At 37.4% G+C, this 19,935-nt stretch carries 19 protein-coding genes and 1 other RNA gene; 14 read left to right on the plus strand and 6 right to left on the minus strand.

Annotation, left to right across the window (positions count from 1 at the left end; translation table 11 throughout):
• The 3 genes from tnpB to G532_RS0107785 form a co-directional block, all read left to right on the plus strand.
• A partial coding sequence (gene tnpB / locus G532_RS0107775; protein WP_027964295.1) for an IS66 family insertion sequence element accessory protein TnpB occupies positions 1–302 on the plus strand: 302 nt, incomplete at its 5' end.
• Positions 303–340: 38 nt separating this feature from the next.
• Positions 341–1,906, plus strand: coding sequence for an IS66 family transposase (gene tnpC / locus G532_RS0107780; RefSeq protein WP_027964296.1), 1,566 nt, complete (start codon positions 341–343; stop codon positions 1,904–1,906).
• A 459-nt stretch (positions 1,907–2,365) separates the two neighbouring features.
• Complete coding sequence (locus tag G532_RS0107785; RefSeq protein ID WP_027964297.1) at positions 2,366–3,613, plus strand: dicarboxylate/amino acid:cation symporter; 1,248 nt, start codon at positions 2,366–2,368, stop codon at positions 3,611–3,613.
• 69 nt (positions 3,614–3,682) lie between these two features.
• Here the strand turns inward: G532_RS0107785 and G532_RS0107790 are convergent, their stop codons facing one another.
• Positions 3,683–4,357, minus strand: a complete 675-nt coding sequence (locus G532_RS0107790; RefSeq protein ID WP_027964298.1) for a DUF1129 family protein — start codon at positions 4,355–4,357, stop codon at positions 3,683–3,685.
• The gene (locus G532_RS0107795; protein WP_027964299.1) at positions 4,354–4,686 is read right to left on the minus strand and encodes a PadR family transcriptional regulator; all 333 of its coding nucleotides are present in this window, start codon (positions 4,684–4,686) and stop codon (positions 4,354–4,356) included. Before G532_RS0107795 ends, G532_RS0107790 begins: the two co-directional genes overlap by 4 nt.
• Before the next feature lie 187 nt (positions 4,687–4,873).
• Here G532_RS0107795 and secG point away from each other — a divergent pair, with 187 nt between their 5' ends.
• The 3 genes from secG (at position 4,874) to rnr (ending at position 8,162) form a co-directional block, all read left to right on the plus strand.
• Entirely contained in the window at positions 4,874–5,104 is a 231-nt protein-coding gene (gene secG / locus G532_RS0107800; RefSeq protein ID WP_027964300.1) for a preprotein translocase subunit SecG, read from the plus strand.
• Between the two features lie 136 nt (positions 5,105–5,240).
• Entirely contained in the window at positions 5,241–5,987 is a 747-nt protein-coding gene (locus G532_RS0107805; protein WP_027964301.1) for an alpha/beta hydrolase, read from the plus strand.
• 18 nt (positions 5,988–6,005) lie between these two features.
• Positions 6,006–8,162: a ribonuclease R gene (rnr, locus tag G532_RS0107810; protein ID WP_027964302.1), complete on the plus strand. Its 2,157-nt coding sequence runs from the start codon at positions 6,006–6,008 to the stop codon at positions 8,160–8,162.
• 47 nt (positions 8,163–8,209) lie between these two features.
• Here rnr and G532_RS0107815 read toward each other — a convergent pair whose 3' ends face one another.
• The gene (locus G532_RS0107815) at positions 8,210–8,980 is read right to left on the minus strand and encodes a DUF1295 domain-containing protein (protein ID WP_027964303.1); all 771 of its coding nucleotides are present in this window, start codon (positions 8,978–8,980) and stop codon (positions 8,210–8,212) included.
• A 75-nt stretch (positions 8,981–9,055) separates the two neighbouring features.
• Here G532_RS0107815 and G532_RS0107820 point away from each other — a divergent pair, with 75 nt between their 5' ends.
• Positions 9,056–9,910: a DegV family protein gene (locus G532_RS0107820; RefSeq protein WP_027964304.1), complete on the plus strand. Its 855-nt coding sequence runs from the start codon at positions 9,056–9,058 to the stop codon at positions 9,908–9,910.
• A gap of 254 nt (positions 9,911–10,164) precedes the next feature.
• Here G532_RS0107820 and G532_RS0107825 read toward each other — a convergent pair whose 3' ends face one another.
• Positions 10,165–11,031: a GNAT family N-acetyltransferase gene (locus G532_RS0107825; RefSeq protein ID WP_027964305.1), complete on the minus strand. Its 867-nt coding sequence runs from the start codon at positions 11,029–11,031 to the stop codon at positions 10,165–10,167.
• A 159-nt stretch (positions 11,032–11,190) separates the two neighbouring features.
• Between G532_RS0107825 and smpB the strand changes: the two genes are divergently transcribed.
• Together smpB and ssrA are read left to right on the plus strand one after the other, a co-directional pair.
• Positions 11,191–11,655 (plus strand): SsrA-binding protein SmpB, encoded by a 465-nt coding sequence (gene smpB / locus G532_RS0107830; RefSeq protein WP_027964306.1) that lies wholly within the window; start codon positions 11,191–11,193, stop codon positions 11,653–11,655.
• A gap of 89 nt (positions 11,656–11,744) precedes the next feature.
• Positions 11,745–12,080: a transfer-messenger RNA gene (gene ssrA / locus G532_RS15845) on the plus strand.
• A 563-nt stretch (positions 12,081–12,643) separates the two neighbouring features.
• On the opposite strand, the gene G532_RS0107835 is transcribed toward ssrA, so the two are convergent.
• Positions 12,644–13,051: an LAGLIDADG family homing endonuclease gene (locus G532_RS0107835; RefSeq protein WP_027964307.1), complete on the minus strand. Its 408-nt coding sequence runs from the start codon at positions 13,049–13,051 to the stop codon at positions 12,644–12,646.
• A 195-nt stretch (positions 13,052–13,246) separates the two neighbouring features.
• On the opposite strand from G532_RS0107835, the gene G532_RS15000 reads away from it, so the two are divergent.
• The 5 genes from G532_RS15000 to G532_RS0107860 all read left to right on the plus strand — a co-directional run bounded on the left by G532_RS15000 (position 13,247) and on the right by G532_RS0107860 (position 19,470).
• Positions 13,247–14,062, plus strand: coding sequence for an alpha/beta fold hydrolase (locus G532_RS15000; protein WP_051189109.1), 816 nt, complete (start codon positions 13,247–13,249; stop codon positions 14,060–14,062).
• A gap of 134 nt (positions 14,063–14,196) precedes the next feature.
• Complete coding sequence (locus tag G532_RS0107845) at positions 14,197–15,804, plus strand: ABC-F family ATP-binding cassette domain-containing protein (RefSeq protein WP_027964308.1); 1,608 nt, start codon at positions 14,197–14,199, stop codon at positions 15,802–15,804.
• A gap of 128 nt (positions 15,805–15,932) precedes the next feature.
• A complete protein-coding gene (gene ftsW, locus G532_RS0107850; protein ID WP_027964309.1) occupies positions 15,933–17,057 on the plus strand; it encodes a putative lipid II flippase FtsW in 1,125 nt (374 codons plus the stop codon).
• 123 nt (positions 17,058–17,180) lie between these two features.
• On the plus strand, positions 17,181–17,891 hold the full coding sequence (locus G532_RS0107855; RefSeq protein WP_027964310.1) for a PAS domain-containing protein: 711 nt from the start codon (positions 17,181–17,183) through the stop codon (positions 17,889–17,891).
• Positions 17,827–19,470: a sensor domain-containing protein gene (locus G532_RS0107860; RefSeq protein WP_027964311.1), complete on the plus strand. Its 1,644-nt coding sequence runs from the start codon at positions 17,827–17,829 to the stop codon at positions 19,468–19,470. The genes G532_RS0107855 and G532_RS0107860 overlap by 65 nt, the downstream gene beginning before the upstream one ends.
• A 53-nt stretch (positions 19,471–19,523) precedes the next feature.
• Here G532_RS0107860 and G532_RS0107865 read toward each other — a convergent pair whose 3' ends face one another.
• Complete coding sequence (locus G532_RS0107865; RefSeq protein WP_027964312.1) at positions 19,524–19,934, minus strand: Fur family transcriptional regulator; 411 nt, start codon at positions 19,932–19,934, stop codon at positions 19,524–19,526.
• Between the last annotated feature and the right edge of the window lies 1 nt (position 19,935).

A 19,935-nucleotide genomic window follows, 5' to 3' on the forward strand; every position in this document is an offset into this window, starting at 1 on the left:
TGCGATTATCGATTGATGGTTTATCTGCTTTGGTTCAAGAGTATCTGCAGCTCGATCCCCTATCGTCAGATTTATTTTTGTTTTGTAACCATAGGCGAGACAAAGTGAAAATTCTTCACTGGGAACATAACGGTTTCTGGCTTTACTATCGTCGCCTGGAGAATGGGCGCTTTCAATGGCCGGAAGGACAAGATGGGGAAACAATGAAAATTGATATCCGTCAGCTTCGCTGGTTGTTGGAAGGGCTAACGCTTGAAGAAGGAAAAGTCCACCCCAAAATCGAAGCAAAAAAAGTCGTTTAAACGCCCATTTATTAACGGATTTATAGTATAATAAAGGTATGAAAACGAATCCGAAATCACACCAACAAACAGAAGATGTATCCGCACACGTTAAGCGACTTGAAGAAGAAAACGCTCAGCAGAAAGCTACCATCAAATGGTATGAAGAACAGTTTCGCTTGCTGCAAAAACAACGTTTTGCCCCTTCAAGCGAAAAGACGGCGGATAACCAAATGGAGCTACCACTTTTTAATGAGGCGGAAGTGACTGAAGCACCGGAAGTTGAGGAACCAACCGAAGAAGAGATTACGTACACGCGAAAAAAGCGTCAACGTACCAGCTCGGACGCGGTCGATCAACTTCCGGTTGAAGTCGTAACTTATGAGTTACCAGAAACAGACCAGTTCTGTGAATGTTGTGATGGGCCGGTTCATGAAATGACTACGGAAACACGTCGGGAAATTGAAATCGTTCCAGCATCTGCTTACATAAAAGAATACCGGCAAGCTGTCTATGCATGTCGTCAGTGTGAAAGCCATCATACGCACACACCTATTGTCAAAGCTCCTATGCCTGAACCTGTGTTATTCAAAAGTATGGCTTCGCCATCGGCGATTGCGCATATCATGACTCAAAAATACGTAGAAGGGTTACCCCTATACCGTCAGGAAAAGCAGTTAGCTCGTTTAGACCTTACCCTATCTCGCCAGACGATGGCGAACTGGATGGTTAAGGCGTCTGAGCAGTGGCTCGAACCTTTTTATGAAAGCATGAAGGCTTTCTTACTGACCCAGCCCACCATGCACGTGGATGAAACCACCGTCCAGGTTTTACAAGAGAAGGACCGGGCGGCCTCCAATCAATCCTATATGTGGCTATATCGTTCGGGCCGATATGAGGCCCCATGTATTCTGTTTGATTACCGAACCACCCGCGCTTCGAAAAACCCGAAATGGTTCTTGGACGGGTATGAAGGTACCTTACATGTAGACGGGTACAAAGGTTATGATGGACTTCCTCATGTCCAGCTTTCCGGCTGTTGGGCCCATGCTCGCCGGAAGTTCGATGAGGCCACCAAAGCAGGAAGCTATGGGAAAACCGATACACCGACGCTCTCCGAACAAGGGCTGGCCTATATCAATCAATTATATAAGCTTGAACAATCATATAAAGAAGCATCTCCTGAGGAGATGCTTAACCATCGGCAAGAACATAGTGTTCCAGTTGTCGATGCTTTTTACGCATGGGCAAAGAGTAGCGTGAAGACGGCTTCGCCTAAAAGCTTATTAGGGAAGGCACTTAGATACGCGATCTCCCAAGAAGAAAAATTACGTCGTCCATTTCAGGATGGTCGACTAGACATTGATAACAATCGAGCCGAACGCAGCATTAAACCTTTCGTCATCGGCCGAAAAAATTGGTTATTCTCCCAGACATCCAAAGGGGCTCGGGCGAGCGCCGTGATTTATAGTGTAATGGAAACCGCAAAGGAGAACCAGCTTAAACCTTTTGACTATTTAAAGTATTTATTTGAAACATTACCGAACCTTCATGAGGTCACGATAGAATCGCTAGAACCTCACTTACCTTGGTCGGAATCCCTTCCATCACATATAAAATTATAAACTACGTATAGCTTACCTTACATGCCGCACCCGAGTCAGGGTGTGGTTTATTTGACGCTTACGATATATACGCAAGAATTCTGGATATCCTCCTCACAATTCTGGATATACAAAAATTCTCGTGGATAAACGAGGAGATTTCTGAATATAAGGGGACTTTTCTGGATAACGAACTACTTTTCTTGCTTTTTGAGAATGGGTTTATTAGTAGTCGCATGACGAATATAAGTCTTCACAAGAATATGTCATACCGTTTCAAATTTATATCTAGATTTAAAGACTGATTCTTTATCCTCATGTTTAGTTTCCTACATAGTTGTCAATATCATGTACTTTTTAAAATCTATTTTCATCCTAGAGGAGTTCCGTTATAATCATGAAGGTAGCACGATACATAGGTGCTTCTATTAAATCATAAATATTGATATGGAGAATTTGTATATAAGGGGGGAAGCTCCAATGAATTTAACCAAACAAATAATTATTGCTCTAGTTTTAGGTATTGCTATTGGGTTAGGGATGAACATTTTCGTTCCGGGCTTATTTGATCCAGTTGATACTTATTTCTTCTCACCACTTGGGGAATTATTTCTTAGATTAATTCAGATGATGGTCGTCCCAATCGTGTTTGTTTCTATTGTAATAGGGACAGCAGGTTTGGGTGATCCGAAGAAATTAGGACGTATTGGTGGAAAGACAATTGGTTTCTTCTTAATATCTACATCGATTGCAATCACGATAGCAATGTCACTTGCTTTACTCATTCAACCAGGTGAGGCGGGGATGATGGATAGTAGTGTCGAAGGATACGAAGCTGAACAAGCACCGCCTATGATGGAAACGCTAATGAATATTATTCCGACTAATCCGATTGAGGCGATGGTCAACGGTGAGATGCTTCAAATTATCTTCTTCGCTATTTTAGTTGGTTTTGGGTTAGCTTTATTAAGTAAGAAAACAGATAAAATTAAGCAGTTGTTTGATCAAGCATTTGAGTTGGTAATGTTTTTAATTACCATCATCATGTACACTGCTCCATTCGGGGCTTTTGGGTTAATCGCATCTGCCGTTGGGGATGCTGGAGTGGAAGCTATTTCCTCGATGGCTGCCTACTTTTTTGTCGTCCTTGCTGCACTGCTCATACACGCTGTAGTAACGTATGGGTCGGTAGTGAAGTTCTTAGCGAAAAAGAGTCCAATCTGGTTCTTTAAAAACTTTACACCCGCGATGAGTGTTGCATTTGGTACTTCAAGTAGTGGAGCGACATTACCTGTTTCCATGACAACTGCTCAAAAACGCCTTGGGGTAAGAGAATCGATCAGTGGATTTGTTCAGCCAGTTGGTGCAACGATCAACATGGACGGTACAGCAATTATGCAGGGTGTTGCAACAGTTTTCATCGCCCAAGTATATGCCGAGACTTTGACTCTGACTGAATTGCTGACTGTAGTAGCAATAGCGGTATTAGCATCGATTGGGACGGCTGCTGTACCTGGTGTCGGGTTGATCATGCTTGCGATGGTGCTCGATCAAGTCGGATTGCCTGTAGAAGCAATTGGGATGATCCTTGCTGTTGATAGGCTACTCGATATGACTCGAACAGCCGTCAACGTAACAGGAGACGCAGCCTGTGCCTTATGGATTAATGAGACAGAAGCGGATGATGAGGAAGAAAAGGATACACGTCCTTCTTTGAGTGATTCGTAAGATTTAAACAATATCAATTAATGAAGCACAGACCATATATTGGACTGTGCTTCATTCTTTGAATTACTATTATTTCTCTTTCTTAAATAAGAATATCGTCGGAATAAGTATAATTGCTCCAACAATAGCTAACACATAGGTAGGAATGGTAAAGGTATAACCAAAGGATGGAGTGAAAAATAAAATTGCAACGAAGCTCATTAACATTACCATAGCCGCGACCCACAAGGAGAAAAACTCTTTCCATTTACCAAAGTTTTTAAACAATGACCATTTTATATACCAGATCACAAAGAAGAAAAAGCCTGCTGTAACTAACAAAAAAAGCACACTAATAGTAGTTGCATAGCCTATGGATACAGTCATATAAAAAGAATCAAAATTAAAAATCCAATGTAATAGTGGCTGAAGAATACCAGAAACGATTAGTGCATACCCAGCAAAATTTAATACACCTAACATCAATAATTGTAGTCTTTCTTTTGTAACCATCGGTGGTAGTTCTCCGATCAAATTATCTGCGAAACCTTTTGGATCATTTCCAAAAACATCGTCTGCTGTTTTTCCTTCCGCTTGGGCATCAAGTAAGTGATTAAGTAACTCATCTAATATTTCTTCCGTGTCACGTTCGGAGGTACTTTGTAAACGTATATAGACTAATAAATCTTCGTAGTACTTCTTATTATAGTCATTCAATTGTTCACGCTTTTGGTTATTTTGTTCAATTAATGCTTTTGTACTCAATTCGAATCCCCCCTGTTTAATAATTGATCAACAGATCCTTTTAACAAACTCCATTCGTGTTCAAACACTTTCAAAGCCTTTAAACCATCTTCTGTAATAAAGTAATATTTCCGATTAGGTCCAGATGGAGATTTTTGCGTTTCTCCATAAATATATTTCTCTTTTTGAAGCCTTAAGAGAATTGGGTAAATCGAGCCTTCACTAACATTTTCAATTCCTGCTTCTTGAAGTTTTATAGATAACTCGTATCCATATACAGCTTCTTCTTTAATAATAGAGAGGATACACCCTTCTAAAATTCCTTTAAATAATTGGCTTCGAATATTCAGATCAATCACCTACCTTGTTATACATAATAGTAAACCATAATTTCAACTATCTTGCAATACAAAGTAGTGATTTTTTATGAAGCTCAACTATTCCATTGCTTTTACACAATATTAACTTGCAAATAGTAATCCTTTTATGCTACATTATTGTTATGGATTTGTGCGTAGTAATTAGGAGGTCAAAGCCATGTACGGGATATTAGTTACACTATTATTTATTAATACACTTGCATTAATTGCTGTAGTATTACTTCAAGCAGGGAAAAGTGCTGGACTATCAGGAGCGATTTCTGGTGGAGCTGAACATATGTTTGGGAAGCAAAAAGCACGCGGGATGGATGGAATCCTTCACCGCATTACGATTGTTTTAGGTATTTTATTTATGGTAATTACGTTTTTACTTGGTTATATTGTTTAATTAAAAAGCAATCAACGATGAAACAGTAAGTGTAGCGCTTACTGTTTTTTTATATTTAAAAAATCTATCATGATTAAGAAAAACAGCTTTCGGGAAAAGTAAAGCATGCAAATGTTGTTAGGAGAGGAAGTAAAAAATGCAGATGAAACAACCTAAACCATTTACTTTTGAAGCAGGAAATCGCGCAGTGTTATTATTACATGGTTTTACCGGACATTCAGCTGATGTCAGAATGTTAGGCCGTTATTTGGAGAAACAAGGGTATACCTCACATGCCCCGATCTACCGCGGTCATGGAGTACCTCCGGAAGAGTTAATTAAAACGAATGCATCCCAGTGGTGGGAAGATGCACTAGAAGGTTACAACCATTTAAAAGAACTTGGATACGATGAAATTGCAGTCGCAGGACTATCTCTCGGCGGGGTCCTTAGCTTGCGTCTTGCTGTTAACAAACCGGTAAAGGCGGTTATTCCGATTTGTTCACCGATGTTCTTTGATAATGTAGACGAGTTGTCGAAAGGATTTCGTCAATTCGCAAAAGAATATAAACAATTAGAGCGCAAATCCGAAGATGATATCGAAAAAGAGCTTGAAGCATTAATGGATGAATCATCGGATACGTTTGATACATTAAGTGAACTTATTAAAGAGGTCCATGATCAAATCGATCATATATATGCACCAACTTATGTACTTCAAGCAGAAGAAGATCAAATGATCAACACAGAAAGTGCTACCTATATTTATGAAAATGTAGAAGCAGATGAAAAAGATATTACATGGTATGAAGGTGCACCTCATGTCATTACGTTAAGTGATTATAAAAGTCAGGTGCACGAAGATATTTATCAGTTTTTAGAAAAACTAGATTGGAAAGAATAAAATTATAGAGGTGAAATTATGGAAATAGAACAAATTAAAAAGAAATTAATGATGTTCTTTAATGAAAAAGCTACACGACCACAAAGTGTAGAAGATCTGCAGACAGAATTTGAATTAGAATCTGCAGATAAATTACAAATATTAATGCAGTCGTTAAATGCATTAGAACAAGAAGGGAAATTAGTTCGTACTCGAAATGATCGTTACGGCCTTCCTGAAAAAATGAATTTAATCCGTGGAAAGGTACAAATGCATGCTAAAGGTTTTGCATTTTTACTACCAGCGGATGAAGAAATGAAAGATATTTATATTCATCAATCAGACTTAATGTCTGCAATGAATGGAGATACGGTTCTTGTACGAGTGGAGTCTGATTCCATTGCAGGAAACCGTCCAGAGGGTGTTGTCGTACGAATTGTCGAACGAAATGACACACCGATTGTAGGAACGTATCAAGATAACGGTAGGTTCGGGTTTGTAATCGCAGATGATAAACGTATTCCGAACGATATTTTTATTAAAGAAGGAAATCAAAATGGCGCAGTAGACGGACACAAAGTTATTGTGAGAATAATTGAGTTTCCTGAAGGCCGAAAAAGTGCGGAAGGTGAAATAATTGATATTCTAGGACATGTGAATGACCCTGGCATTGATATTTTAGCAATCATCCACAAGCATGGTATTAAAGCTGACTTCGACCAAGAAACACTTGATCACGCAAACACGATCCCAGAAGAGATTTCTGAGGACGATATAAAAGGACGTCGCGATCTAAGAAACGAGCGGATTGTCACCATTGATGGTGCAGATGCAAAAGACTTAGATGACGCCGTGCGTGTGGAGCAATTAGACAACGGTAACTATCTACTAGGAGTTTATATTGCTGATGTAACCCATTATGTGAAAGAGGATTCTCCAATAGATAAGGAAGCTTATGAACGTGGGACAAGCACATACTTGACGGACCGTGTGATTCCAATGATTCCGCATCGTTTATCAAATGGAATATGCTCTTTGAATCCACAAGTTGATCGATTGACTTTAGGTTGTGAGATGGAAATAGATGGACAAGGTAAAGTTGTACATCATGAAATCTTTGAAGCGGTCATTAAGACCACTGAACGAATGACGTATACAGCCGTTAATGAAATTTTAGAGGGCAATAAAGAAACTATTCAACGATATGAAGGTTTAATCTCCATGTTTGAATTAATGGAAACATTGGCCCAAACATTACGTTCCAAACGAATGGGCAGAGGTGCAATTGATTTTGATTTCAAAGAAGCTGGAATTGAAGTTGATGAAGAAGGAAAACCTACGGATGTAGTGTTGCGAGAGCGTGGAGTTTCTGAAAAATTCATAGAAGAATTTATGTTAGTAGCAAACGAAACGATTTCTGAGCATTTCCACTGGATGGAAGTACCGTTTGTGCACCGTATTCACGAAGATCCTGATTCGGATAAATTACAACAATTCTTTGAGTTTGTAACGAATTTAGGTTATGCAGTAAAAGGAACGAAAGATGAAGTTCATCCGAAAGCTTTGCAAAAAGTGTTGAAAGAAGTAGAGGGAAGCAAAGAAGAGCTAGTTGTATCAAAACTAATGCTGCGTTCGATGCAGCAAGCGAAATACTCACCTGAAGGGGTGGGGCACTTCGGACTTGCGACACCTTTTTACACACATTTCACATCACCGATTCGCCGTTATCCAGACTTAATGGTACACCGCTTGATTCGTACGTACTTGATCAAAGGTGATATAAGCGACGAAACCCAGCGCAAATGGAGTGAAAAACTCCCAGACATTACGAGACACGCATCTGAAATGGAGCGTCGTTCCGTAGATGCTGAACGAGAGACAGATGATTTGAAGAAGACAGAATATATGGCCGATAAAATTGGGGAAGAATACGAAGGAATCATAAGTTCTGTGACAAACTTTGGATTGTTTGTTGAATTACCTAATACGGTAGAAGGTCTAGTTCATGTGAGCCATCTGACGGACGATTATTACCACTTTGACGACAGAGCACATGCGATGATTGGGGAAAGAACCGCTAACATCTTCCGTGTAGGAGATGAGATCAATATCCGTGTGATTAGTACGAATATTGAAGAACGTGTTATTGATTTTGAAGTAGTTGGAATGAAGCCACGTAAGAAGAAACGTAACTAAAATAAAAGAAGCTTTTCTCACATATAGTGTGAGGAAAGCTTCTTATTTTATTTCTTTGGAGGACCGGGTATGAACATGTTTGTTTTTTTAGCATATTCCCGGTATTCTTCATGCTCCATGAATTTCTTCTCTAGTGGAGGTACTCCAGAAATGTTGATTAAAATATAAGTGAGCGCGATTGGGCTAATTAATCCAATCCAACCCCATGGAACGGATAAGGCAACTATTGCCACTCCAAACCACATAGCAGATTCCCCGAAATAATTCGGGTGACGAGTATAACGCCACAGCCCGTGCTTGATGAAGCGGCCTTTGTTCTCTTCTTTTTTCTTAAACTGTGATAGTTGGTAATCCCCACCAGCTTCAAAGATAAAGCCAATAATCCAAAGAACCACTCCAATAGTAATTAGAATATAATTGGTTTCCTCTGAACTGTTAGCAATCCCGATAATTATTGGAATAGAGAAAAATAAGGAAAGTGCTCCTTGCAGCATATACACCCGGTAAAATGCTTTTAGATTCACATTTGTTTCCCAACGTTTTCGCATGTTTTGGTAACGATAGTCTTCGGGCTTTCCCACATTTCGTTTGAATAAATACCCTGATAAGCGTAGTCCCCATAAAATAACTAGTACTGCGATGGTAATCGATGTTATATTCATGTTTTGTGTGATGGCAAGAGTTGCAATCGTTGTAATAATAAACGTCATTCCCCATGCAATATCTACGATGGAGAAGTCATTTACTTTAACAGCAATTGCCCAGACGATCGCCATAAAAGCCACCATAATTCCTAATAAACTAAGAAATAATAACAATTTTTTCACTCCCTTTGTTTAACACTGTAACACAAAGGTTATACATAAGTAAGTCAAAAGAATTGAGGTGGGGAAATGAAAGTAGCGTGGTTGACAGATAGTGCAATATATATCCCTGAAGGTGAGCGAGTAGAAGATATTTATACATTACCTCTACAAATTAGCATTGATGGAGAAAATTTCAAAGAAGATATCGATATTGAAAAGGATGAGTTCTACGACAAAATTCGTCATTCAGAAGCGGCTGTTAAAACGTCTCAACCTGCAGTCGGTGATATTTTGAATACGTTTGAAGAAATACGTGTAGCAGGATATACAGATGTTGTTTGTGTACACATCTCTGCAGGGTTGAGTGGAACCTATGAAACAGTGGAACAAACAGCTAAGGATGTTGATGGTCTAACTGTTCATATGGTTGATTCGAAAATGATCTCTTATCCAATGTACAAAACTATTCAGCAAGGAAAAAGAATGATTGAAGAAGGATATAGAGTGCCTGATGTGCAAACAAGTTTAAGTAAGGCACATGAATCTTTTGAAGCAAAAGTATATGTAGCAAATATTAAATACGCGTATCTAGGAGGTAGGATTAATGCCTTTGCCTATAATTTAGGGAAAACATTAAAAATACACCCGATTTTGCAATTGCAGGATGGAAAGTTCGATCTGGATAAGAAGATTCGTACGGAAAAGAAATCGGTTGCCTATTTTATGGACCAAGTTGAGAAGGCAGCTAGTCAACAACATATTAAAGAGTTATCGATCTTACACTGTAATAATCATGAACTTGCGAATTCTATGTTAGAACAGTGTAAACAAATTTCAAACATAGACAAAATTCATGTCGGTGCGTTGGGCCCTATTATTGCAGCACACGGAGGGGAAGGAAGCTTTGCGATTACTTGGACTTCGGATGAGGATTATGCTTAATATTGCTTGAGTGAAAAATAGGTATTGTTTGAATATGTTCAAAAGGAAAGGTATATGCATAAAAGTTGGGAGTTATGCTCGAGAATTTTAAGTTAACGACGAAAATCAAGTAGATAACGTCGATAATTTATTAGATAACGACGAAAGTGATAACTTATGTGTAAATATGCTAAGTTATTCACGATTCTTGTATTCAAATAAATAATATAAAAACAGGTGTGTGAATATTACTTCACGCACCTGTTTTATAGTTATTATTTCCAATATCCATGTAATATCCAAGGATCTTGGAATGAAAACGAGCTTTTATCATCTAACTGATCATATAACTCATCAGTAAGGTCTAACCAGACATAAGTATCATCTCCGTGGATAGACTTATATTCGGTTAAAGCAGAGTCGATGGTGGAGTGTAATCCCTTTGCAGAGAAAAGGTCATCCCATAAGTAAATTATATGGAGGTAACGATATCGTTTCGTATCTATTTTCATGATGACAATACGATCCTTTTCTTGATTCTCAAAAAAACGCCACTCTGTTAAATTATCATTTGTAAATAGTGCTGGACTGACAGGAAACGGGTAATAGCATTGCAAAGGGAAAATCAAATCTTCTTCGTGTAAAATAGAATTAACCCATGCTTGCTTATCCTTAAGCTCCGTCAGTTCTTTCCACTTCGGTTCCTCCGTAGTTAAAAACTTTTCAGGCTCTACCAGAGTTGAAGCATGTAATTTCCTAAGCTTTGGTAGATGTAATTTTTCTAACACGCGTAAAGCAGAAAAATTGTGCAGTTGCGTATTTGCACCGATCCATTTAATCTCAGGCATTGCTTCTAGCTCCTGAACCACATGATTCATTACAGCAGTAGCATAGCCTTCTCCTACATAGCGCTGATCACTTCTTAGCCTTCCTAACATTCCATATTGGTGTTGAAAGATAGAATATCCAGCTACAGATACCATTTGATTATCTTTGAAATAACCATATAAAGCATGTTCTTCATTCGTTACTAAACGTTCGAAAATACGAACCACATAGTCATCTTCTTTTCCTGTTTGCATTGCTTGCATATAAGGTTCATCATCTAATGTTAGTTTTCTTATTTGGTCTGTTCCGATCATTGCTGTTCCTCCTGTTACTTCGTATTCCTAATTAATAAGGATGCCACATACCATCAAACGTTGTCTATAAAAATGCTGTCTAGCATGTGAGGATGTGTTGATAGTTTAACTATGGCGAAAAGTTTGGTAAAATAACCTTTGCAGTGAGGAGGAACAAACATGGCTAAAAAGGATAGTAATGCCATCGCAACAAATAGAAAAGCTAGTCATGACTTTTTTATAGAAGAGACTTTTGAAGCTGGATTAGTTTTAAAAGGAACGGAAATAAAATCGATTCGTGCAGGACGTGTAAACTTAAAGGATTCATTTGCCCGTATTAGCAAAGGGGAAGTGTATGTGCATAACTTGCATATTGCTGAATACGTGCAAGGAAATCAATTTAATCACGAACCGACAAGAGCACGTAAACTCTTACTTCATAAGAAAGAAATCAACCAATTGATTGGTGCGACTCAACAGAAAGGTTATTCTTTAATTCCGCTTAAAATGTACATCAAAAATGGGGTTGCCAAATTGTTGATTGGCTTAGGAAAAGGTAAGAAAAAGTATGATAAGCGAGAAGATCTAAAGCAAAAAGCGATAAAAAGAGAAGTAGAAAGAGCGATTAAAGACAGGGATTATTAAGGAAAGTTTCTCCATTGATTGCAGCCTGTCATCCATGGTATAATGGAGTTTGCAACAAAGAAAGTTTATATTTCGTAACGCGGGGACGTTACGGATTCGACAGGGATAGTTTGAGCTTAAGCTGCGAGTCGAGGTTACGACTCGATAAACGTTACTCAGTTATAATAACTGGCGAAGAAAACAATTACGCTGTAGCTGCGTAAAGCAGGCTACAGGATCCTTCCTGCCATCGCCCGTGTGAGTAGATGAAGGGTCTCAAAATGAAGCGGGCTACGCTAAAGGCCTCCACCTGAGGTCTTTAGAATAGACTAATCAGGTTAGCCATTCGGAAGCCAGTTGATAGGCCGAAGAATTGGCGAATCATAATATATCAACTACGCTCGTAGATGCTTAAGTGGCGATATCCTTGGACGCGGGTTCGATTAGTAAATAGTCGCCTTGCATGGCAACATGTAAGTGATAACTCGGCTTGATCGGTGAAACCTAAGTCACGAATGTGATAAGGCAATACCGAGCAGTATGTGAAGCAATTCAACAGCTGTGTATCGACTTATAGGCTACCTAATTAAAAGGTAGTACTAGGATGCAAAATACTACTTCATTTTAGAAGTAAATTTAAATTTTGCATAAGACGCCGAGAGACCTTTAAATAAGGTTTAAGATATAGTCAGTGCCGTGTGAAAGCACAGGAAGACCATGTCCCGCCGTCTCCATACAAAATCATTCCAAATTACTTTTGGAGTGAATTAAAGCATAAGTTTGCAGTTACTGCAGGCTTATGCTTTAACAATAATATCTTAATGAATTATTCTAATGAAAACAGAAAACTGTAAACACTTTTAAGTGTTTACAGTTTTTGTTATATCAAATTGATTTACATTTAATTAGTGACTAGTTGTTTGTATTTTAGATGAGACTTTGCTTCTAAAACTATGAAAACAATAAATGAAGTGTAATAAGGGGACGAGAAATATAACAGGCCTTAGTTTTATAAATTTAAAAATTCTTCTTCAAATAGCAACTTTCTCTTTAGATTTACATCACTATATTTTCCATTTCTTAGGGTGACCAAATTATACTTGTTTAAAATTAATTTTGCTCTAGCTTTCTTACTAGGGACCCGAAGATATTGAACAGTCGACTTTAGAACATAAAATACATCGTTTTTATTTTTAATTGTGATGAAAAAAGATGTTTTATGAATTGAGGGGTTATAGTTTTTCTTCTGATATATTTTTCCATTTGTCAATTCTTTAAGATATTCTAGAAGTTCTATATCAGTCGAGGCAATTGAAATAATAGGTTTTCTATGTTCATTTTTATGCCACTTTGTAAGTGTGATTGTACCTTCTCCATCAATGATTCCTGCAAGGTAGGCAGCTTCTAATTCTTTCATACGTTTCTCTCCCTAAGTTTCGAAAAGTTTATTACTAGTTAGATTTTATAACAAATAAAATTTCAGAACAAGCGTTCGTTATTTATTTGGTGTGAAGATTTAGTTTCTGAAATTGCAAATGTGCACAATCTTAGACATATCAAGGTTTCTGTGTTATATTACAACATGTATATTGGTTGTATGGGGAGGGCCTGCATGTTACTTGACTACAGGATGTATCAACATGATACAAGCAACGAATGGGTTGTATTTCTGCATGGAGCAGGGGGAAACCATACTGTATTTTATAAGCAAGCTAAAAAGTTCAAAAAGCATTTTAACTGTTTATTTATAAATTTCCCGGGTCACGGGAAGAGTGAATCACTGACTGGTAAGTATACGTTCAGTGCGGTAGCTGATAAGGTGACTGAGTTATTGGATCATTTAAAAATTCACAAGTTCCACATGATTGGAGTTTCTTTAGGTACGATTGTGATGAATGAATTGTGCCGCAAAGTACCTGGTCGAATCGCATCGATGACGATGGCTGGTGCGGTGATCAAGTGGAAGTTATGGACAGACCTTTTATTTAAGTTCGCATTTCTAATTCGTTATTCCGTGCCTTACATGGTGCTATATACGTTGTTTGCGAATATCTTAATGCCGAAAAGAAACCATAAACAATCACGTGATGTATTTGTGAAAGAAGCAAAAAAGATTGGTCAAAAGGAATTTCTACGTTGGGCTGAACTTTTAATTGGTTCTAAATCGATCCACGAAGATTTGATGAAAGAAGATAATGAAGTTCCTAAGCTTTATATGATGGGCGAAGAAGATCATGTATTTATGAAAGGTGCTCGTCACGCTGTTCATCATGACCCACATGCGAATCTATATATTGTCGAAGACTCAGGACACGTATGTAACATTGACCAAGCACATGAATTTAATGATAAAGTTATTTCGTTTGTGGATGATCACGCTTCAGAGTCACAAGGGATTTCAGAGAAAAAAGCTGTATCTAGTGCATAATTTATCTGGGGAGCTCTTCTTTTTTAAAAAGAAGAAGTTCCTTTTTATATGTTTGCATAAAAATGATATACTATGTAAGGACTTAATTTAGTAGATTTTAAGGACGCGTTCAATGCGTTGTAGGAGGATTTTAAATGTTACAGGTAACAAATGTAGGTTTGCGTTTTTCGGATCGTAAACTATTCGAAGATGTTTCGATTAAATTCAACAAAGGAAACTGTTATGGTTTAATCGGTGCAAATGGCGCTGGTAAATCAACATTTCTAAAAATATTATCAGGTGAAGTGGAGCCTCAAGAAGGGCAAGTTTCCCTTGGTAAAGGGGAGCGTATGGCGATCTTGAAACAGGACCATTATGCTTATGATAACGAAGTAGTACTTCATGTGGTTATGATGGGTCATGAACGCCTGTTTGAAGTCATGCAAGAAAAAGATGCGATTTATGCAAAAGGTGAATTCACAGAAGAAGACGGTATGAGAGCTGCTGAACTTGAAGGTGAATTTGCTGAAATGAATGGTTGGGAAGCAGAAGGCGATGCAGCTTCTTTATTGAGTGGTTTAGGTGTTGATTCTTCTCTTCATGAGAAGCAGTTAAAAGACCTTCCAGAAGCAATGAAGGTAAAAGTGTTATTGGCACAAGCATTATTTGGAACTCCGGATGTATTGCTTTTAGATGAGCCGACAAACGGGTTAGATATTCAAGCGATTCATTGGCTAGAAGAGTTCTTAATTAATTTTGAAAATACAGTAATTGTAGTATCTCACGACCGTAATTTCTTAAATAATGTATGTACCCATATTGCTGATTTAGATTTTGAGAAAATCACGTTATATGTAGGTAACTATGATTTCTGGTATGAATCAAGCCAGTTGGCACTAAAGATGTCTCAAGACCAGAACAAAAAGAAAGAAGAGAAGATTGAAGAATTGAAAGAGTTTATCGCTCGTTTCAGTGCAAACGCATCGAAATCAAAGCAGGCAACTTCTCGTAAAAAACTGTTAGACAAAATTACACTTGATGATATCAAACCTTCTTCAAGAAAATATCCTTATATTGCGTTCACCCCTGAACGTGAAGTAGGAAATGATCTTTTAGAAGTGAATAATCTTTCCAAAACAATTGATGGTAAGAAAGTGTTGAATAATGTTTCATTCCGAATGAACAAAGATGACAAAATTGCTTTATTTGGTGATGATGCTGCTAAAACTGCTCTACTTGAAATTGTTATGGGTGAAATGGAACCTGATGAAGGTAGCTTTAAATGGGGGATAACTACTTCTCAATCTTACTTCCCGAAAGATAACTCCGAATTCTTTGAAGGAAATGACCACACGTTAATCGAGTGGTTACGTCAATATTCTCCAGAAGATGAAAGTGAAACATTCCTTCGTGGATTCTTAGGAAGAATGTTATTTTCAGGTGACGAAGTATTCAAAAAAGCAAGCGTATTATCTGGGGGAGAGAAAGTCCGTTGTATGCTTTCCCGAATGATGTTAAGTGAAGCAAATGTCCTATTACTGGATAACCCTACAAACCACTTAGATCTCGAGTCGATACAAGCGTTGAATGAAGGGTTAGCACGATTTAAAGGATCGCTTATGTTTACTTCTCATGACCATCAATTCATTCAAACAATTGCTAATAGAATAATTGAAATTAAAGAAGAAGGTATTCTTGATAAAGAAATGACTTATGAAGAATATTTAGAAGAAGTCAAAAAAATCCGCTCACAGACGGTTTAATAGCTTATTTAAGAAGGTAAACTACCTGCATACACACGTGCGGGTAGTTTTTTTCTATTTCAGGACGAATTTCACTACCCCAAAAACCACCATTTCCGTTAGAATGTAGATATAGGAGCGTGTTCTAGTTGAAAAGAAATTTAAAACATATTGATTATCCCTTATTTATTATTATTGTATTATTAGCTGGATTCGGTCTGGTAATGGTATATAGTGCGAGCTTTGTTTATGCTGGAATGGATCCAAACATAAACAATCCACATTATTTCTTTAGAAGACAGTCCATGTGGTTGGGGTTGGGTTTTGTCGTTTTCTTCCTTTTCAGTATGTTTACATATAAAAGAATTGGAAATTTGATTCCGATTATCATTTTGGTTACAGTCGTAATGCTTGCTTTAGTCCTTCTTCCAGGAGTCGGTGTGACAAGAAATGAAGCGACTCGTTGGTTGAGCTTTGGACCTATTTTATTTCAGCCATCAGAGCTTGCTAAAGTGGCGATGATCCTGTACTTTGCTAAGGCTTATACAAATAAACAAGATAAAATCCAAAGCTTTAATAAAGGCGTTTTTCCTCCTTTGTTATTGCTAGGAGTTGTCTTCTTTCTAATTGTTTTACAACCTGACCTTGGTACTGCTACTTCTATTATTCTTGCTTGTGGAATTATTCTCTTATTTGCAGGGATAAAAGTGACTCATTTGGCAGGTCTTGCGGCAGTTGCATTTGGAGGAGTATACTTCTTAATTACATTTGCGGATTATCGTATGAACCGATTGACTTCCTTTTTAGATCCATTTGGTGATCCAACTGGTCAAGGGTATCAATTAGTACACTCTTTAATTGCATTAGCAAGTGGTGACATTACAGGCGTAGGTTTAGCGAATAGTGTCCAAAAATCTGGCTTCTTACCTGAAGCACATACAGACTTTATCATGGCAGTGATTGCAGAGGAGCTAGGTCTATTAGGAGCGGTTGGTGTCATTGTTATATATGCCGTATTTATGTTTAAAGGGATCCTAATTGCTAAAAGGGCCCCAGATTTCTTTGGCAGGTTACTTGCTTACGGGATTACTTTTCAGATTGTCACACAGGCAATTATCAACTTCGGAGCTGTGTCTGGTTTAATGCCAATCACAGGAATTACATTACCATTAATTAGCTATGGGGGTTCTTCCTTGTTAATTACATTTATGTTACTGGGGATCTTAATGAATATTGCTGTGAAAGGCAATATCGAAAGGCGAAATGAAGCTTAAGAAATAATACCTATGAATTGGTAAATTGACAGAAAATTTTGTCGACATTTCCAGTAAAACTGTTATAATATAACTAAATTATTTTTTAGTAGAAAAGTTTTAGTGGAAAGGAGTAATATATTGATGCCAGGAAATCAAGATATAGACGAACTAACGCGAATCAAACAATATCCACTTAAACTTGTAGTATTTTATCTGCTAATTGGTTTTGTGTGGATTGCTACATCAGATTATATACTCGAATTATTTATTTCAGACGCGCAGATGATCGCAAACCTCCAGTTAGTAAAAGGGTTGGTCTACGTTGTTTTAACAGGTGTTTTATTATATTTGTTTTTAAAGAAAGGAAACCGTTCTATCGTAGGGCTGTATGAACATGTATACGGACGCGAAAAAGATCTACAATTATCAGACGAAGTTTTTGAGAATATTACTCAAGGTTTAATGATTACTGATGAAAGAGGAAAGATCTTAAAAGCAAATGAGCATTTGATTGAATTGAGCGGACTACCTCATGACGAAATCATCGGTAAAAGGTATGAAAAGTTACCATATTTTCAAGCAGGTTTTGAATCGTATTTAAAGAACAGAAGAAAGTTAAGAAAAGAGGGGTATTGGGAAGGCGAAGTCAGTGCTATTCGTCCTGATGGAAGTGAAATCCCTATGACTTTATCTATTCATGAAGTTCGCGATCGACGCGGGAAACTAACGAATTATTTTGGGATTTTTGTAGATTTGGTCGAATCCAAACAAAAAGAACGCGTTTTATATGAAACAAAAAAATCAACTTCAGTCAATTATGGAAGCATCCCCTCTTGGAGTAGTCGTATGTGATGAAACAGGGACAATTCGTGTGTGGAATAAGCAAGCTGAGGAAATTTTAGGCGTTAAAAGTGATAACGCTGTTTCTTCTCAATTAGGGGAAATGGGGTCCAAGCTTTTTCAAGGCTCTAGTACATCCATTAATAAAGAGGACGGGAAAAGAGATTCTGCCTTTAGACAAAACTTAGAATTAGAAAATAATTTCGGAGAACAAAAGTATCTGCAACTGGCTTATTCTAATGTGTTAGATCAAGATGGTAATGTTTTTGCCAATCAGGTTGTATTTAATGATGTAACTAGTGAAAGAACGATTCGAAAGAAAGTAGATTATTTAGAGCACTTCGATGCCACAACTGGACTTTATAATTTTAATACTTTTTATCGTGAAGGCATTGAACAAATCGAACATTTTTCTCAAAAAGACCATGCCTTAATTTTGATAAATCTCGACCGACTTCATATGATTAATCATAACTATGGAACAGAGTTTGGTGATAGATTAATACGTATTGTAGGAATGAAATTAGAAGAGTTGGTTGGGAAGAGTGCAATAGTAGCTCGTTTACGTGGAGATGAATTTGGGGTTATGTTGCCTTGGATTGAAGGGCAACATGAAGTGAACGATGTTGTGAGAGAAATTATGAATGAATTATCAAAGACAAATACGATACTAGATGTATCTATTCATATAACTGCGTCTGCTGGAGCTTCGTTATACCCAAACGATGGGGATTCCTTTGAAGAATTGTATCAAAAAGCGAGCTTAGCGCTTAAAACAGCGAAAAAAGAAAGAAATAGCTTCTGCTTCTTTGATGAATCATTAAGAGAAAGCTTAGACTCTTATTATTACGAAAATGAACTACAGAAAGCTATTATGAACGAGGAAATTTGTTTAGTATACCAGCCGCAATATAATTTACATACTGGGGAGATTGTTGGTGTGGAAGCACTTGCGAGATGGCATCATGAAGAGTACGGAGCGATTTCACCGGGTACTTTCATTCCGATCGCTGAAGAGACTGGCCTAATTATTCCTTTGACGGACTATGTTATTAAAAAAGTATGTGAAGACTACAATAAACTCAAAAATTCAGGTGTTGTTCTTCCGAGAATGTCTGTAAACATATCTGCGAAACAATTTTCTAAATTCGATTTCGTTGATGAGTTGCTGCAAACTTTAGATGATTATGAACTTCCGTATAATGCATTCGAAATTGAAATAACAGAACGTGTCACGATGGATATTGAACAGAATCTGAAGAAATTAATAAGATTACGCACAGCAGGTGTATATGTGAGTATTGATGACTTTGGAACCGGATACAGTTCACTGAAGTATATTCGTGAACTTCCTGTTGATTTCGTGAAAATTGATCAAACATTCATTACTGCTGCTACAAATGACGATGGAAAGAAGATGGTCGAGTTTATTGTCGATTTAGCGGAATTATGTGAAGTAGAAGTGATTGCAGAGGGTGTTGAAACGAAAGAGCAAGAAGAGTTCTTAAAAACTATTAACTGCCCGTATGTGCAAGGATTTTATTTCGCGAGGCCAATGTCTTATGAACGCTTGATCACAATTGCAAGTTAAAAAAGCACTCTAGCCAAATGCTAGAGTGCTTTTTACATACCTTCATTCAAATTTTAATGACATTTAGGACAATACCCATACACTTCAAATTTATGGTTATCAATCGTATAACCGGGGAAATCGTGACTAATTACATTCATAGGACATGTATGAATTGCCTTTGTTTTCCCACAAGATTTACATATAAAATGATGATGGTGTTCTTCATGACCACATGCAAGACGAAAGTGTTTTTCACCTTCTAATTCAGTAGATTCTAAAAGTTCTAATTCACTAAAAAGGTGCAAGTTACGATAGATGGTATCATAACTCATACCTTCATACCGTTTACTCATATGAGAGAGAAGATCACTTGCCGTACGGTAACCATCTTCTTTCGTAAAGAAAGTTAAAATATCTTCTCGTTTTTTAGTATATTTGTATCCTTCTTCTTTTAAAATATCTAGTGCCTCATGAAGATCCATT

It is taken from the genome of Halalkalibacillus halophilus DSM 18494 (assembly GCF_000423105.1).
GTDB lineage: Bacteria > Bacillota > Bacilli > Bacillales > Alkalibacillaceae > Halalkalibacillus > Halalkalibacillus halophilus.